Origin of the sequence: Pseudomonas sp. B10 (assembly GCF_900156235.1) — a bacterium.
GTDB lineage: Bacteria > Pseudomonadota > Gammaproteobacteria > Pseudomonadales > Pseudomonadaceae > Aquipseudomonas > Aquipseudomonas siliginis.
In genome coordinates, this window is record NZ_LT707063.1 from 627925 (window position 1) to 642628 (window position 14704).

General features: G+C 58.5%; 15 protein-coding genes and 1 tRNA gene. 8 read left to right on the forward strand and 8 right to left on the reverse strand.

Annotated elements, in window-relative coordinates:
• The first annotated feature begins 586 nt into the window (after nt 1–586).
• The 4 genes from BXA01_RS02745 (at nt 587) to BXA01_RS02760 (ending at nt 4731) form a co-directional block, all read left to right on the forward strand.
• Nucleotides 587–2212 carry an NADP-dependent glyceraldehyde-3-phosphate dehydrogenase gene (locus BXA01_RS02745; RefSeq protein WP_076563132.1) on the forward strand — a complete coding sequence of 542 codons (1626 nt, stop codon included), beginning with the start codon at nt 587–589 and terminating at the stop codon, nt 2210–2212.
• A gap of 102 nt (nt 2213–2314) precedes the next feature.
• Nucleotides 2315–2671 carry a DUF3302 domain-containing protein gene (locus BXA01_RS02750; protein ID WP_016774599.1) on the forward strand — a complete coding sequence of 119 codons (357 nt, stop codon included), beginning with the start codon at nt 2315–2317 and terminating at the stop codon, nt 2669–2671.
• Between the two features lie 2 nt (nt 2672–2673).
• The gene (locus BXA01_RS02755) at nt 2674–3633 is read left to right on the forward strand and encodes an HlyD family secretion protein (protein ID WP_076563134.1); all 960 of its coding nucleotides are present in this window, start codon (nt 2674–2676) and stop codon (nt 3631–3633) included.
• A 57-nt stretch (nt 3634–3690) separates the two neighbouring features.
• Nucleotides 3691–4731: an FUSC family protein gene (locus BXA01_RS02760; protein WP_038861649.1), complete on the forward strand. Its 1041-nt coding sequence runs from the start codon at nt 3691–3693 to the stop codon at nt 4729–4731.
• A gap of 3 nt (nt 4732–4734) precedes the next feature.
• On the opposite strand, the gene BXA01_RS02765 is transcribed toward BXA01_RS02760, so the two are convergent.
• Nucleotides 4735–5628 carry a DMT family transporter gene (locus BXA01_RS02765; RefSeq protein WP_076563136.1) on the reverse strand — a complete coding sequence of 298 codons (894 nt, stop codon included), beginning with the start codon at nt 5626–5628 and terminating at the stop codon, nt 4735–4737.
• Nucleotides 5629–5775: 147 nt separating this feature from the next.
• Here BXA01_RS02765 and BXA01_RS02770 point away from each other — a divergent pair, with 147 nt between their 5' ends.
• The gene (locus tag BXA01_RS02770) at nt 5776–6213 is read left to right on the forward strand and encodes an Lrp/AsnC family transcriptional regulator (protein ID WP_056785725.1); all 438 of its coding nucleotides are present in this window, start codon (nt 5776–5778) and stop codon (nt 6211–6213) included.
• Nucleotides 6214–6271: 58 nt separating this feature from the next.
• On the forward strand, nt 6272–6601 hold the full coding sequence (locus BXA01_RS02775; RefSeq protein WP_076563138.1) for a YceK/YidQ family lipoprotein: 330 nt from the start codon (nt 6272–6274) through the stop codon (nt 6599–6601).
• A gap of 65 nt (nt 6602–6666) precedes the next feature.
• Here BXA01_RS02775 and BXA01_RS02780 read toward each other — a convergent pair whose 3' ends face one another.
• On the reverse strand, nt 6667–7338 hold the full coding sequence (locus BXA01_RS02780) for a Bax inhibitor-1/YccA family protein (protein ID WP_008006561.1): 672 nt from the start codon (nt 7336–7338) through the stop codon (nt 6667–6669).
• A gap of 123 nt (nt 7339–7461) precedes the next feature.
• On the opposite strand from BXA01_RS02780, the gene BXA01_RS02785 reads away from it, so the two are divergent.
• Nucleotides 7462–7549: transfer RNA gene (locus BXA01_RS02785), tRNA-Ser, on the forward strand.
• A 137-nt stretch (nt 7550–7686) separates the two neighbouring features.
• On the opposite strand, the gene BXA01_RS02790 is transcribed toward BXA01_RS02785, so the two are convergent.
• The 6 genes from BXA01_RS02790 to pstS all read right to left on the reverse strand — a co-directional run bounded on the left by BXA01_RS02790 (nt 7687) and on the right by pstS (nt 12939).
• On the reverse strand, nt 7687–8328 hold the full coding sequence (locus tag BXA01_RS02790; protein WP_076563140.1) for a hypothetical protein: 642 nt from the start codon (nt 8326–8328) through the stop codon (nt 7687–7689).
• Nucleotides 8328–9026: a hypothetical protein gene (locus BXA01_RS02795; RefSeq protein WP_076563142.1), complete on the reverse strand. Its 699-nt coding sequence runs from the start codon at nt 9024–9026 to the stop codon at nt 8328–8330. The genes BXA01_RS02790 and BXA01_RS02795 overlap by 1 nt, the downstream gene beginning before the upstream one ends.
• Before the next feature lie 93 nt (nt 9027–9119).
• Complete coding sequence (gene pstB / locus BXA01_RS02800) at nt 9120–9881, reverse strand: phosphate ABC transporter ATP-binding protein PstB (RefSeq protein ID WP_016774591.1); 762 nt, start codon at nt 9879–9881, stop codon at nt 9120–9122.
• Between the two features lie 75 nt (nt 9882–9956).
• Nucleotides 9957–10868, reverse strand: coding sequence for a phosphate ABC transporter permease PstA (gene pstA / locus BXA01_RS02805; protein ID WP_016774590.1), 912 nt, complete (start codon nt 10866–10868; stop codon nt 9957–9959).
• Nucleotides 10868–11833 (reverse strand): phosphate ABC transporter permease subunit PstC, encoded by a 966-nt coding sequence (pstC, locus tag BXA01_RS02810; protein ID WP_024012838.1) that lies wholly within the window; start codon nt 11831–11833, stop codon nt 10868–10870. Before pstC ends, pstA begins: the two co-directional genes overlap by 1 nt.
• Nucleotides 11834–11907: 74 nt before the next feature.
• Nucleotides 11908–12939 carry a phosphate ABC transporter substrate-binding protein PstS gene (pstS, locus tag BXA01_RS02815; protein WP_051600442.1) on the reverse strand — a complete coding sequence of 344 codons (1032 nt, stop codon included), beginning with the start codon at nt 12937–12939 and terminating at the stop codon, nt 11908–11910.
• 313 nt (nt 12940–13252) lie between these two features.
• Between pstS and BXA01_RS02820 the strand changes: the two genes are divergently transcribed.
• Nucleotides 13253–14692: an ATPase domain-containing protein gene (locus tag BXA01_RS02820; RefSeq protein ID WP_041478782.1), complete on the forward strand. Its 1440-nt coding sequence runs from the start codon at nt 13253–13255 to the stop codon at nt 14690–14692.
• Nucleotides 14693–14704 lie beyond the last annotated feature (12 nt).

The following is a 14704-nucleotide window of genomic DNA, read 5'->3' on the forward strand; positions in this document are numbered from 1 at the left end:
AAGATATAAATGGAAAGATTGCGCTGATTATTTCATTGAGTTCAAACAGAGCCATGGAAAACCGGACTGTACAGATCAAACCGCCCATGAACTGTGGTTTTCAAACACAGCTTTTAACCGCGGCACTGTCGCACCCGAAATTAGCTCAAAATTTATTTGTGTCTACTGTAAAACCTGACAGTAGACGGATGCGCTATTCCATGAAACTTTTGCAGGGGTTTGATATACCAACCGGCTGTTCGAACCATTAACCATCTCCTGATTCGAACTACGGCCGTAGAAATTATTGCTCTGAAAAACCGGCCGGCGATTCGAAATCGGCAATCCAATTGTGAGAACACATGAAGGCAGTGGTGCCAGCAGTTGGTGGCATTGCAGGCCAGAGCGGCGGTAGCCGAGGAACGTGACCTTCCATGAGCTGAAGATGGCTGCTCATACAAGGTTTTTTCGGTGTGAATGCTGCCTCTGTTGTGCGTCCTTGCGTGACATTCGCGTCACATTCACAGGGTTAAATCCCGGCCCGTTCAGGCGTATAACCTTCACAAGACTTTCAATCGGCACGCCGACTTCAACACAGGGTAGTGACATGACCACAGCAAACATCCTTGGCAACCTGTTCCCTTCGGTCAGCGACATCCCGGAAAAATATCGCCTCGACGCTCAGGTCGAGCAGCGTGAATATCTGGTCGATGGCCAGTTGCGCCGCTGGGACGGCCCGCTCGCGCAGGTGCGCAGCCCGGTCTATCTGAAAAGCGAAAACGGCGAAGAACAGGTGATCCTCGGCAGCACGCCGCTGCTGGATGCCGCCACCGCCCTCACCGCCCTCGACGCTGCCGTTCGCGCTTACGATCGCGGCCAAGGCCTGTGGCCGACCATGCGCGTGGCCGAACGCATCCAGCACGTCGAAGCATTCCTTGGTCGTATGCGCGAGCAGCGCGAGGCGGTGGTCAAGCTGCTGATGTGGGAGATCGGCAAGAACCTCAAGGACTCGGAAAAAGAGTTCGATCGCACCTGCGATTACATCGTTGACACCATCAACGCATTGAAGGAACTCGACCGCCGCTCCAGCCGCTTCGAGCTGGAGCAGGACACCCTCGGCCAGATTCGCCGCGTGCCGCTCGGCGTCGCCTTGTGCATGGGGCCTTACAACTACCCGCTGAACGAAACCTTCACCACGCTGATTCCGGCACTGATCATGGGCAACACCGTGGTGTTCAAACCGGCCAAGCTCGGTGTGCTGCTGATTCGGCCGTTGCTCGAAGCCTTCCGCGACAGCTTCCCGAGCGGCGTGATCAACGTCATCTACGGCAGCGGCCGCGAGACTGTCAGTGCATTGATGGCCAGCGGCAAGATCGACATTTTCGCCTTCATCGGCACCAACAAGGCTGCCAGTGACCTGAAGAAGCTGCACCCGAAACCACACCGCTTGCGCGCTGCCCTCGGTCTGGACGCCAAGAACCCGGGCATCGTTTTGCCCGAAGTCGATCTCGACAACGCCGTCAGCGAAGCGGTCACCGGTTCGCTGTCGTTCAATGGTCAGCGCTGCACCGCACTGAAAATTCTTTTTGTGCATGAAGACGTGGTCGACAGCTTCATCGAGAAATTCAACGCCAGACTGGCCACGCTGAAACCGGGCATGCCGTGGGACAGCGGCGTGGCGCTGACGCCGCTGCCGGAGTCGGGCAAGGTCGATTATCTGCACGGTCTGGTCGCGGATGCGCAAAGCAAAGGCGCACAGGTGGTCAACCCGAATGGTGGCGAGTCCCACGCCTCGTTCTTCTACCCGGCAGCGCTCTATCCGGTGAATCCGCAAATGCGCGTCTATCAGGAAGAACAGTTCGGCCCGGTCGTGCCCATCGTGCCGTACCGCCACCTCGATACGGTGATCGACTACGTTCTGGAATCCGATTTCGGCCAGCAGTTGAGCATCTTCGGCACCAACCCGGTGGCGGTCGGCCGGCTGGTCGACACTTTCGCCAACCAGGTCGGGCGGATCAACCTCAACGCCCAGTGCCAGCGCGGCCCGGACACTTACCCGTTCAACGGTCGCAAAAACTCCGCCGAAGGCACGCTGTCGGTTCACGATGCCTTGCGGGTGTTTTCGATCCGCACGCTGGTGGCGACCAAATTCCAGGAGAGCAACAAGGACCTGATCAGCGAGATCATTCGCGGGCGTGATTCGAGCTTCCTGACCACCGATTACATCTTTTGACGGATGATCGGCAGGATTGAATGATCCTGCCGATCCGTCAGCCCCCCGGCGATTCAGTGACTACACTCAGCCCAGCATTGCTGGATGCCCGGGAGGCTGACCATGCTCGATTACTTCGCATTGGGTCTGTTGGTTTTTGTCGGTCTCGTGCTGTTTTACGGGATCATCGTGCTGCATGACATTCCGTACGAGATCGCCGTCCACCGCAACCACCCGCATCAGGACGCGATCCATGCCACGGGCTGGGTCAGCCTGTTTACCCTGCATGCGCTGTGGCCGTTTCTGTGGATCTGGGCGATGGCTTATCGCGAGGATCGCGGTTGGGGTTTCGGCGATGGCAAACCCATTCAGAACCACGTCAATCAACTGGAGCAGCAGGTCGTCGAGCTGCAAGCCCGGATCGAGCGGCTCGAAGCGCAGTCGCCGGTTGCGCCGCAATCTGACAGCCGGGGGATCTGAGCATGGATCTGTTGCTCATCCTCACGTACGCCGCACTCTGCGTCGCCATCTTCAAGATCTTCCGCATTCCGCTGAACAAATGGACGGTGCCCACCGCTGTCCTGGGTGGCGTGCTGATCATCGGCGCGCTGATTTTCACCATGAACTACAACCATCCCTATTCTGAGGTGGCGCGCTCCTACTTCGTCTCGGTGCCGGTTATTCCGATCATCAGTGGCCAGGTGATCGACGTGCCGGTAAAGGGCAACGACCCCCTGGAAAAAGGCGACGTGCTGTTTCGCATCGATCCAACGCCTTTCCAGAACCGCCTGAAATCGCTCAAAGCGCAACTGGTTGCAGCCAAAGGCGACCGCTACCGCATCACCGAACTGATCCGCCGCAACTTCGGCACCCAGCGTGAACTGGACGCGGCCATCGCCCGCACTGACGATCTGCAGGCGCAACTGGACAACGCTCAGTTCGAGCTGGACAACACCGTGGTGCGAGCGCCGAGCAAAGGCTTCGTCACCCACGTTTCGCTGCGACCGGGGATGATGGCAAGCAAGCTGCCGCTGCGCCCGTCGATGGTGTTTATTCCGCAGGAAGGTCAGTACTTCGCCGCCTGGATGCGCCAGAACAGCCTATTGCGTCTGACCGTGGGCGACGAGGCCGAAGTCGCCTTCGATGGCATTCCCGGCAAGGTCTTCGCCGGTCGGGTGAAAAGTGTGATCGGGGTGATCGCCGAGGGCCAGGTGCAACCTTCCGGCACGCTGATCAGCTACACCGGCTCGCCACCGCCCGGACGGGTGCCGGTGATCATTGAAATCACTGACCCGGCGTTCGCCGAATACAGCGCGCTCATGCCGGGCGGCGCCTACGGGCAAGCGGCGCTTTACAGCCAGCACTTTCACCACATCGGCGCGATGCGCAAAATCCTGCTGCGCATGTCCGCCTGGATGAATTACATTTTCCCCTTCCATTGATTTGACTGACTCACGAGGTTCGCACTGACTACTTACAGCACCCACCGCCTGCCACCGCTGTTGCGCCGTATCCTGCGTCCGTTGCTGGACCCGTATCGGCGCTACCGTCACGCCCGCCTGATCCATTCCGTGCGGGTGGCGTTGGGGTTGCTGGCGACGATTCTGCTGACCACTGGCATCAATCTGCCCCACGGCGAATGGGCATCGGTGACCATGCTGGTGGTGATCGGCGGTTTGCAGCACCACGGCAACATCGGCAAAAAAGCCGCCGAGCGCGCCATTGGCACCTTGATCGGCGCGGGGGTCGGATTGGCCCTAGTGGCGCAGCACGCCTGGCTGGGCATGCCGTGGCTGACCTACTTTTCCATGGCTGTGGTGTGCGGTTTTTTCTCGTATCACGCGATTGGCAAGGGCGGCTACACCGCCCTGCTCTCCGCCATCACGGTGTTCATCGTCGCCGGGCATGGCGACAACCCGATCACCGATGGACTGTGGCGCGGCGTCGACATCCTGATCGGCATCGCCCTCGCCCTGGCGTTTTCCTTCGCCCTGCCGCTGTACGCGGTCTACTCGTGGCGTTACAACCTCGCCGATGCCTTGCGCGATTGCGCCACGGTGTACGGGCGCATCATCAACGGTGAAGCGGTCAGCGCCGACGAGCATGTGCGGCTGATGAGCAAGGTCGGGGCGGTGATGGTGCAGTTGCGCTCGCTGATGCCGTCGGTGTCCAAGGAAGTGAAAATCTCCATGACCGAGCTCGACGCGATTCAGCGCAACCTGCGCATGTGCATCAGTACGCTGGAAATTCTCGGCAATATCCGCCCCAACGCAAGCGACCCGCAGGCCACGGCACATCTGCAAACGGCACTGAAGGCTGAGCACCGGCAGATTCGTGTGCAACTGATCGGCATGGCTCGCGCGTTGAAAACCGGGGCCTCGCAACGGCTGGAGCGACCGATGGAGCTGCCAGCAGCGGACCTTGATGCGCCAGTCGCCAATACGCTCGACGGCTACCGGATGCTGACGCGGCAACTGGCGGCCAATATCAGCGAGATGCGCCAGCGCTTGGCAGCAACCGCACCGCGCTGGAACATCTGATCCTTATTGTGCCGCCAGCCGCCGGGCTTTCCAGCCCCAACCTTGTTGCATGCCGGCGGCGGCCAGCAGGATCGCCGCCACGCCGATCCACTGCAGCAATTCGAGGCGATGGCCGAAGGCGAACCAGTCAACGAAAATCGCCGCGATCGGATAAATGAACGACAGTGCGCCGGTCAATGCCGTCGGCAGCTTTTGAATCGCGCCATACAGCAAGACGTACATCAAACCGGTATGCACAATGCCCAGCGTCACCAGACTCGCCCACGCATCGGCGCCCTGTGGCAACGCATCGAAATGCGCGAACGGCGCGAGCAACAACACCCCGGTGCAGACTTGAATCAGCGCGATCAGATGTGGCGGCGTGCCGGTCAGGCGCTTGATGATCAGTGCAGCGATCGCATACAGAAACGCCGCGCCCAACGCCAGGGCAATTCCCATCAAGTAATCGTTACCCTCCTCGCCTTGCGTGCCGTGGGCGCTGACGATCGCCAGCATGCCCATGAACGAAATCGCCAGCCAGAACAGCTTCTGCAGGGTAATTTTCTCGCCGAGAAACAGTGCCGCCAGACCGACCAGCATGAATGGCTGCACGTTATAGACTGCGGTGCCGATGGCAATCGAGGCGCGGGAATAGGATGCGAACAGCAGCACCCAATTGCCGACAATCGCCATTCCACTGAGCACCGCCAGCAGAAACGTTGTACGGGTCAGCATTCCCGGACGCAGGAAGCCGAACGCGGCGCAGACCAACAGCAAGGTGCCAGCGCCGAACACGCAGCGCCAGAACACCACGTCGAGCACCGGTTGCCCGGACACCAGCACAAACCAGCCGATCGTCCCGGATATCAGCATGGCGGCGGTCATTTCCAGCGAACCGCGGCGGATTGCGTTGTCCATCATCTTCTCCTGAGGCTGTGAGCGAAGCATGGCAAAAGTATGCCAAGCGCACCTCGGGCTGCTCCAGCGCATAAAGCAGGCTAAACTTGGTTTTCGCCTTTTTTATCGAGGGTGATTCGCGCCCTTCGCCTAATCCGGAGTTTGAATGTGACTGACGATATCGATCAGATCCTTATCAGCGCGCTGATGGAAGACTCGCGGCGCTCGCTCAAAGCGCTGGCGCAGATCAGCGGCTTGTCATCGCCCAGCGTGGCCGAGCGGTTGCGGCGGCTGGAAGAACGCGGCGTGCTCAAGGGCTACACGGTGGAGATCGATCCGAAATGCTTCGGCTATCAGTTGCAGGCGATCGTTCGCGTACGGCCGCTGCCAGGGCAACTGCAGGAGGTTGAGCGGCAGATCATGTCGATTCCGGAGTTCACCGAGTGCGACAAGGTCACCGGTGACGACTGCTTCATCGCCCGCCTGCACGTGCGCTCGATGGAACAGCTCGATACCCTGCTAGACCGACTGAATACGTTGGCCGAAACCAACACCGCGATCGTCAAGAAGACCCCGGTCAAGCGACGCCTGCCACCGATGGCGTAGGTGTCTTTTACCAATGATCAGGGTAGATTGGGGTTTTTCGCGGCTAAGGAATGGCGCTATGAAAATTCAGGCAATACTGCTGGCCGGCATGCTGCTCGGCGGTTGTGGCACGATTCAAACGGTGGCGCGCAACGATCAGGCTGCTGTTGACGGACTCAAGCAGCAGAAAAGTTATTGCGGCGCGGTGCCGAGAATCTACAGCGGCCTCGCTTATGACTTCTGTTCTTTGAATGCGCCGCTGGCCTCGGGTGTTGATGCCGATAATCATCGCAACACTGCGATCCCGGGGCTGTTGGTTGATGCCGTGGTCTCCGGTGCCCTCGATACGCTGCTGCTGCCGTACACGATCTACCGTCAGCAAGTGGACGGCAGCATCGTCATCAACTGAGCAGACACTTTTCTCCAGACGATAAAAAACCCGCCGAAGCGGGTTTTTTATTGCAGCCATTACGATCAGTCGTCGCGGCTCATGATGCCGAACAGTTGCAGCAGGCTGACGAACAGGTTGTAGATCGATACATACAGGCTGATGGTCGCCATGATGTAGTTGCGCTCGCCGCCGTGGATGATCGCGCTGGTCTGGAACAGAATGCAGACCGACGAGAACAGCACGAAGCCGGCGCTGATCGCCAGTTGCAGGCCGCTGATCTGGAAGAAGAAGCTCGCCAGCGTAGCGCCCAGCAGGACAAAGAAACCTGCGGTGATGAAGCCGCCAAGGAAGCTCATGTCCTTGCGGGTGATCAGCACGTAGGCCGACAGACCACCGAACACCAGTGCGGTCATGGCGAACGCCGAGCTGACCACTTCAGCGCCGCCCTGCATGCCCAAGTAACGGTTGAGGATCGGGCCGAGCAGGAAACCCATGAAACCGGTCAACGCGAAGGCGGATACCAGGCCCCACGCGGAATCACGGAGTTTGTTGGTGAGGAAGAACAGCCCGTAGAAGCCGATCAGCACCACGAAAATGTTCGGGTAGCCGACACGCATCTGCTGGGCTACGAAGGCCATCACGCCGCTGAATGCGAGGGTCAGAGCCAAGAGACCATAAGTGTTGCGCAGGACGCGGCTAACCTCTAGCTGCTCAGCCTGCACGCTGTTATTAACTGCGTAATCCTGTTCGCGCATGGCGACACTCCTGTTGGTTTGAAACGTTCAGTCGCAAAGATCATAACAGACGCTCTGTAACAAGCCATGCAGAGAGTTTGACAGTGTGTTTCATTCAGGTATTATGGCGCCCGCAACGCAAACGGAGGTGTGGCCGAGTGGTTTAAGGCAACGGTCTTGAAAACCGTCGACTGTAACAGGTCCATGAGTTCGAATCCCATCGCCTCCGCCATCTTTATACGACAAAGCCCTGATTATTCAGGGCTTTGTTGTTTCTGCGAGACATGTTTTGCGCATCTATTGAGTCATATCTCAGCAGTGCCTCGTACACCTGAGGCGCTGCTGCCCAGATAGCCAATGCGTACTCGCTCAGCCAAGCGACTCATAGACAGCCTCCGCACGCTGTTGCACCGGCGCCTGAGGTCTGAGCATTTGCTGCCAGGCGAGCTGCGCCTGGACCTTGGCCACCGAATCCAGCACTTTCTGCGCCCAGCGATCATCCTCGGGATGCACCACGACCACCCGGAAGCCATGATCCTTGCCTTCAATCTGCACACCCTCCGAATCATCGACATGCAAGTCGATGTCGAATGCTGGCGGATACTTGGAAGGCGCATTCGACATCCCATGCGCCGTCAGCGCACGGTTGTGCAGCACGCTGTTGACCACGCCGTCGACGCGGATACCGTATAGCGCCAACCAGCGCCTGATATAGGACGGCGTGCGCCCGGATGAGGTGTAGACCCAAACACTGCAATCCTGGCGACGCAGTTCTCGGATCAGCGATCGTGTGCCCATCCGCAACGGCTCACCCAGCCAACGATGGATACAGGCCGGTAGTCGACTGTTCTCGACTGCGCAGTGATGGAGCTGGCAAGCGAGCGTGTCATCGATATCGAACGAAATCCGTATACGCTGACGTTCGAACAACTGCGGCAAAGCGCAGCGGATAGCCTGCCCTGCCCGGCTGCCGAAGGTTCTCAATCTGGCAAATGCTGGTGCCCAGTTCATCAATGGCCACCCTGAGAAAGAGGCAAAGGCTTGCCTTTGAGAAAGAACTTCATTGGATCGGGCGCCTGTTCTTCTAAGAATGCTGCATATTTTTTCTTGATCTTGGGCAATTCGTACAATGCCTTGACGCCATGCTTGGCGGAGTTGCGGATGACCGAGGACGGGTTGAAATAGCCCTCGGCATTTTCCAGGGTCAACACGAATGGAGGCAGCCCTGCCCGCATGAGCAAGTAGCTGACAATCAGCGAGCCACTGCGGTTGTTGCCTTCGATAAACAGCTGCGGCTTGCTCAGAATGCGCACATAGACACCCGCTGCACGTTTCCAGACTGACTCACTGCGATACGCGCAATACCAGTTGTACAAGTCCTTGATGCCGCCCTCGACGTTGTTGAAGAAATGCGCCTCGGTGGCTGCCAGATGCTGGGCGTATTCCAGCCGGCGCGCCGGATCCCGGCCACAAAGCACCGTGGCATTGATCTCCAGCATCAGGTTCAGTTGCTGCAGATCGAACAGGTCGACGCCGCGGGCAACATACTCGTCAACCAACGCATAGCCTTCAAGCACATTGTGCAGAACTTCGTCAGTGAACGGGTCTCGGGGCTCGGTGAAGTGCCGGCTGAGTTCGGCGAAACGACTCTGCACTTTCCGCAGTGCGCGTTCAATCGCAGGCAAATCAAGGCGATGCGTGGCAGGCATTGGAGCTCCTTGGAAACGCTTGGTAAATGTCCACCGATGCCCGCCAAATCCATTTGGCTTGTGCAGGTAGGCGGCCGTGACCGGTGCTGTGACTTAGCTGAACTTGCCGCTGATGTAATCGCCGGTCATCTGTTCACGCGGGTTGTCGAAGATCTGCGCGGTCGGCCCCATTTCGACCAGATAACCGGTGCGCGTGCCCTGGGAAATATCTACCGAGAAAAACGCCGTGGTGTCAGCAACACGGATGGCTTGCTGCATGTTGTGGGTCACCAGTGCGATGGTGTAGTCCTTCTTCAACTCGACCATCAATTCTTCGACGCGCCTAGTGGCGATCGGGTCCAGTGCCGAACAAGGCTCATCCAGCAGCAGGACTTCCGGCTCAGTGGCGATCGCCCGGGCGATACACAGGCGTTGTTGCTGGCCACCGGAGAGCGACAGGCCGCTGACCTTGAGCTTGTCCTTGACTTCGTCCCACAGCGCGGCGCCTTGCAGCGCATGCTTGACGCGGTCGCCTATATCGCCCTTATAGCGATTGAGGCGCAGACCAAACGCGACGTTGTCGAAGATGCTCATCGAAAACGGGTTTGGCTGTTGAAACACCATGCCGATGTAGCGGCGCACGACCACCGGGTCGACACCCTTGCCGTAGACGTCCTGGCCGAGGAAATGCACATGGCCCTCGAAACGAAAGCCCTTCACCAGATCGTTCATCCGGTTGAGACTGCGCAGCACGGTACTTTTGCCGCAGCCTGAGGGACCGATGAATCCGGTGATCTTGTTTTTCTCGATGGGCACGTGGCTGTCACGTACTGCCATGAAGTTGCCGTAGAAAATCTTGTCCAGTTTGCAGTCCATGACTACAGGCGCCTGGGTGACAAACGGAGCGGCAATTTGCGCAGTGGATACGTTCAAAATCAGATGCTCCCGTTCTTAATACTTGGGCTTGCCGAAAATCCGGCTGATGATGTTCACGAACAGCACGATCATCACCAGCACCAACGAGGCCGCCCATGCGAGCTCGAGCTGGTTATCGAAAGGCATGCCGGAGAAGTTGTAGATCAGCACCGCCAGCGAGGCAGTCGGATTCATGACATCGAGATTGCCCTGGTGGTAGATCCAGTAGTTGCTGAACAGCGCGGTAAACAACAAAGGGGCCGTCTCGCCTGCGGCACGCGCCACGGCGAGCATCACGCCAGTCAGGATCGCCGGCATGCCGGTCGGCAAGATGATTTTCCAGATGACCTGCGAGCGGGTGCAGCCCATGCCATAAGCAGCATCTTTCATGATCTTGGGCACCATCCGCATCGATTCTTCGGCGGTCAGCACCACGATAGGCAGCATCAGGACGGCGAGCGCCACGCCACCTGCCGGTGCCGAATACGTGCCGGTGGTCATTACTACCAAAGCGTAGGCAAACACCCCCGCCAGGATCGACGGCAGGCCCGTGAGCATCTTGGCGGCAAAACGTGCGGCGTTCCCCAGCTTGCTGTCAGGCCCCAGTTCAGCCAGAAAAATGGCCGCCATGATCCCGACCGGCACCGCGATCGCTGCCGCGATACCGACCATCACAAAGGTACCCGCCATCGCGTTGCCGAAACCGCCGCCCATCTCGAAGCCGGTCGGCGGCAGTTCGGTGAAGACTTCCAGGTTCAGACGCGCGCCACCGCGGGTGATCAGCATGTAGAGCACGGAAATCAGCGGCACGCTGGCCAGCAAAGCACCTGCCCAGACCAGGGTGGTCAGGATCAGGCTGCGCAGCGCACGGCCTTCGAACCTGCGTTGCAAGCTGGGCATCGCACCGGTTGGCGCCGTCAGGTCTGTTGCTGCGGTCAGATCAGTCATCACTTGTTACCCCGTTGGGCGTACATCATGATCATCGAGCCGAAAATGTTCACGATCAGCGTAATCAACATCAGCACCAGCGCGGCATACATCAACACCTCGATCTCGTTCGGCCCGGCTTCGGGGAAGTTCAGCGCCAGCAGAGCGGCAAGCGTGTTGGCCGGTGCAAACAACGAGAGGGAAATGTTGTTGGCATTGCCGACCAGCATGGCCAGCGCCATCGTTTCACCCAGTGCGCGTCCCAGGCCCAGTACCAGCGAGCCGAAAATGCCGGTGGCGGCCGAAGGCACCATCACTTTGAGAATCGCTTCCCAATGGGTAGTGCCCATGCCGTACGCGGCCTGTTTGGTTTTCATCGGCACAGCCGTCAGCGCGTCCTGCGACACGGCGGCAATGGTCGGCAGAATCATGATCGCGAGCACCAGCGCTGCGGGCAGCAGGCCCGGGCCGCTCAGGGACGTGCCGAAAAAAGGTATCCAGCCCAGTTCGCTGTTCAACCAGGTCGTCAGCGGCCGAATCGCCGGAATAACCACATAGATCCCCCACAGGCCATAGACCACGCTGGGAATGGCCGCGAGCAGTTCGACGATGGTGCGAAACAGCGCAGCGAGCTTGGTCGGCAGGAAATCCTGAGTCAGGAAAATCGCCATGCTCACGCCAAAAACGCCGGCGATCAGCAACGCGATGAAGGCGCTGTAAAGCGTGCCCCAGATGGCCGGCAGGATGCCGTATTTGCCTTGGTTGACGTCCCACACGCTGCCCAGAAGCACATCGAAGCCGTGCTTCTCCATACCGGGAAGTGCCTTGCGTCCGACTTCGAACACCAGTGCAAATACCAGCGCCAGAATCAGTACCACACCGATGCGCGCGAGCGCGCGGAAGGTGCGATCAACCAGAAAATCCTTCGTCGAAGGCGGCTGGCAGGCAGAGTCGGGATTAACCGGTACGACAAAAGGTTTGTTCATGGGCTAAGTCCGGAACAGGGGGAAAACTCTCCCGGCGTGGCGCAGACGCACACGCCGAGAGAGACCTCACGGCGTTACTGAATGTTGGCGGACGCTTTGCGAACCTGTTCGACGACCGATTGTGGCAACGGGATGTAACCCATCGAATCGGCAATCTTCTGCCCCTCGGTCAGGCTGTATTCGACCATTTCACGCATGGCCTTGGCCTTGGCCGGGTTGCCATTGTCCTTGCGGAAAATCATCCAGGTATAAGAGGTGATCGGATAGGACTTGGCACCGTCCGGATCAGGCAGCCAGGCAACCAGGTTTTCCGGCATCTTCACCGCCGCCAGGGCCTCGGCACCGCTTTCGGCGTTGGGCACGACGTAATTGCCTGCCTTGTTCTGCAACTGGGCAAAGTCGACCTTGGCCAGCTTGGCGAAGCCATATTCGATGTAACCAATCGCACCAGGGGTCTGGCGTACGGTAGCGGTTACGCCATCGTTTTTCGGCGATTTGATGAACTTGTCACTGGCCGGCCAGTTGACGGTGTTGCCCTCACCCAACGCCTGCTTGAACTCGGCGTTGACGGTTGCCAGGTGCTTGGTGAATACCGCGGTCGTACCGCTGGAATCTGCACGCACTACAACGGTGATCGGCGTATCGGAGAGTTTCAGGTCCGGGTTGGCTGCGACGATCTGCGGATCGTTCCAGCGCGTGATCTTGCCCAGGAAAATGTTGGAATAGACGTCGCGTGGCAGCTTCAGGCCCTTGGGATTGCCCGGCAGGTTATAGGCCAGCACGATTTCACCGGCGGTCATTGGCAGCAACTGCACGCCTTCGGCGACCTTGGCGATATCTTCGTCTTTCATTGCCGAGTCACTGGCAGCGAAATCTACGGTTTTGTTCAAGAAGTCCTGTACGCCCGCGCCACTGCCTTTGGATTGGTAATCGACAGTGACGCCATCGGATTTCTTGCTGAAATCCTTGAACCAGGTCAGGTAGATCGGTGCCGGGAAACTTGCTCCGGACCCCGTCAGGCGAACATTTTCTGCTGCAAATGAGGCCGAGGTGGCACAAAGAGATACCGCAATGGCGAGCGCAGCAGACTTCATCAAACTTTTCATTAAATGACACCTAGTGATTACGGGCTCCCGAACTCTGCAGCAGTTTTGTGACGATTTCATGAAAGCAAAGTGGCAAGCGTGACCCTCATGGTCCGCAGCAGCGCATATCGACGTAATCGGCTTCCGGGTTTCGAAAAATCGAATCTTCCTGTGCCGGACTTGTCACTACCCCCTGATCCCGAGCATTCACGTGCCAGGTTCACATTGCAAAAACGCTACTTTTCCCCAGCCTTTATGGCCCTCAACCGGAAATGGCGTTAGCATTTCACTCATTCGGCTGAACAAGCCTGTTTATTCAGATCAGGGTCGCATTGTGGAAAAGCTAAAACGCCTTCAAAGCGGGATCGAAGGGCTCGACGCGTTGCTTCAGGGGGGCTTTGTCGCCGGTGCCTCGTACATCATTCAAGGGCGTCCGGGCTCCGGCAAGACCATCCTTGCCAACCAGCTAGGGTTTCACCATGCCCGTAATGGCGGTCGTGTGCTGGTCGCCACGTTGCTGGCCGAGTCCCACGACCGCCTGTTCCAGTTCCTGTCGACCATGAGTTTTTTCGACGCTTCGCGAGTCGGCGCGGAAATTCAGTTTGTCAGCGCATTCGATACGCTGGAAAACGAAGGCCTCGATGAAGTCGTGAAGCTGCTGCGACGCGAAATCACCCGGCAGAAGGCGACCGTCATGGTCGTTGACGGCCTGCTCAATGCACGTTCCAAAGCCGACTCGCCGATCGACACGAAAAAATTCATCTCTGAACTGCAAGGCCATGCCGCATTTGCCGGTTGCACCGTGCTGTTCCTGACCAGCTCGCGCCTGGATGACGGCAGCCCCGAGCACACGATGGTCGACGGCGTCATCGAAATGGGCGAAGAACTTTTCGGTACCCGTTCGGTACGGCGCATTCATTTGCGCAAGACTCGCGGCAGCGGCGCGTTGACCGGTCTTCACGAATGCGAAATCACCGATAACGGCCTGGTCGTCTACCCGCGCCTCGAAAGTCTCTACAAGCGCCCTTCCGCCCCTGACAGCGCGGACATGACGCGCATCCCAAGCGGCATTGCTTCACTGGATGACATCCTCGGTGGTGGCTTGCACAGCTCCAGCGTGACGCTGGTCATGGGGCCTTCCGGGATCGGCAAGACCACGCTGGGTCTGAAGTTCATCGCGCAGTCGACGGCCGAAGCGCCGGGCCTGCACTTCGGTTTCTATGAAAGCCCGCAGCGGCTGCGCCTGAAAGGCCGTTCGCTGGGCATCGATATCGAACACATGGAACACAGCGGTGCGCTGAGCATTGCCTGGCAGCCAACTACCGAAGGCTTGCTGGACGGCCTCGGCGCACGCCTGCTCAGCCTGGTCGATGAAAAAGGCATCAAGCGCCTGTTCATCGATAGCCTCAGCGGCATGACTCGGGTTTCAACCACACCGGAACGCATCACCGACTTTTTCAGTGCATTGATGAACGAACTGCGGTCCAGAGGCGTGACGGTCTTTGCCTCCTGGGAAATGCGCGATTTGTTCGGCTCCGAGGTCAGCGCACCGAACTCCGACCTGTCCAGTATTGTCGACAACCTGATGCTCATGCGTTTCTTTGAGAATCACGCTGAACTTCACAGGACGCTTTCCATTCTCAAGATACGTGATAGCTCCTACAACCCGTCGCGGTTCGAGGTGGTTATCCGTGATCAAGATGTGTTCCTGGAAAAGGCTTTGAAAAATGAACCTTCAGTCACAGCTGAGTCATTGCCTGGTTCAATTTCGTAAGTCTGCAAGCGG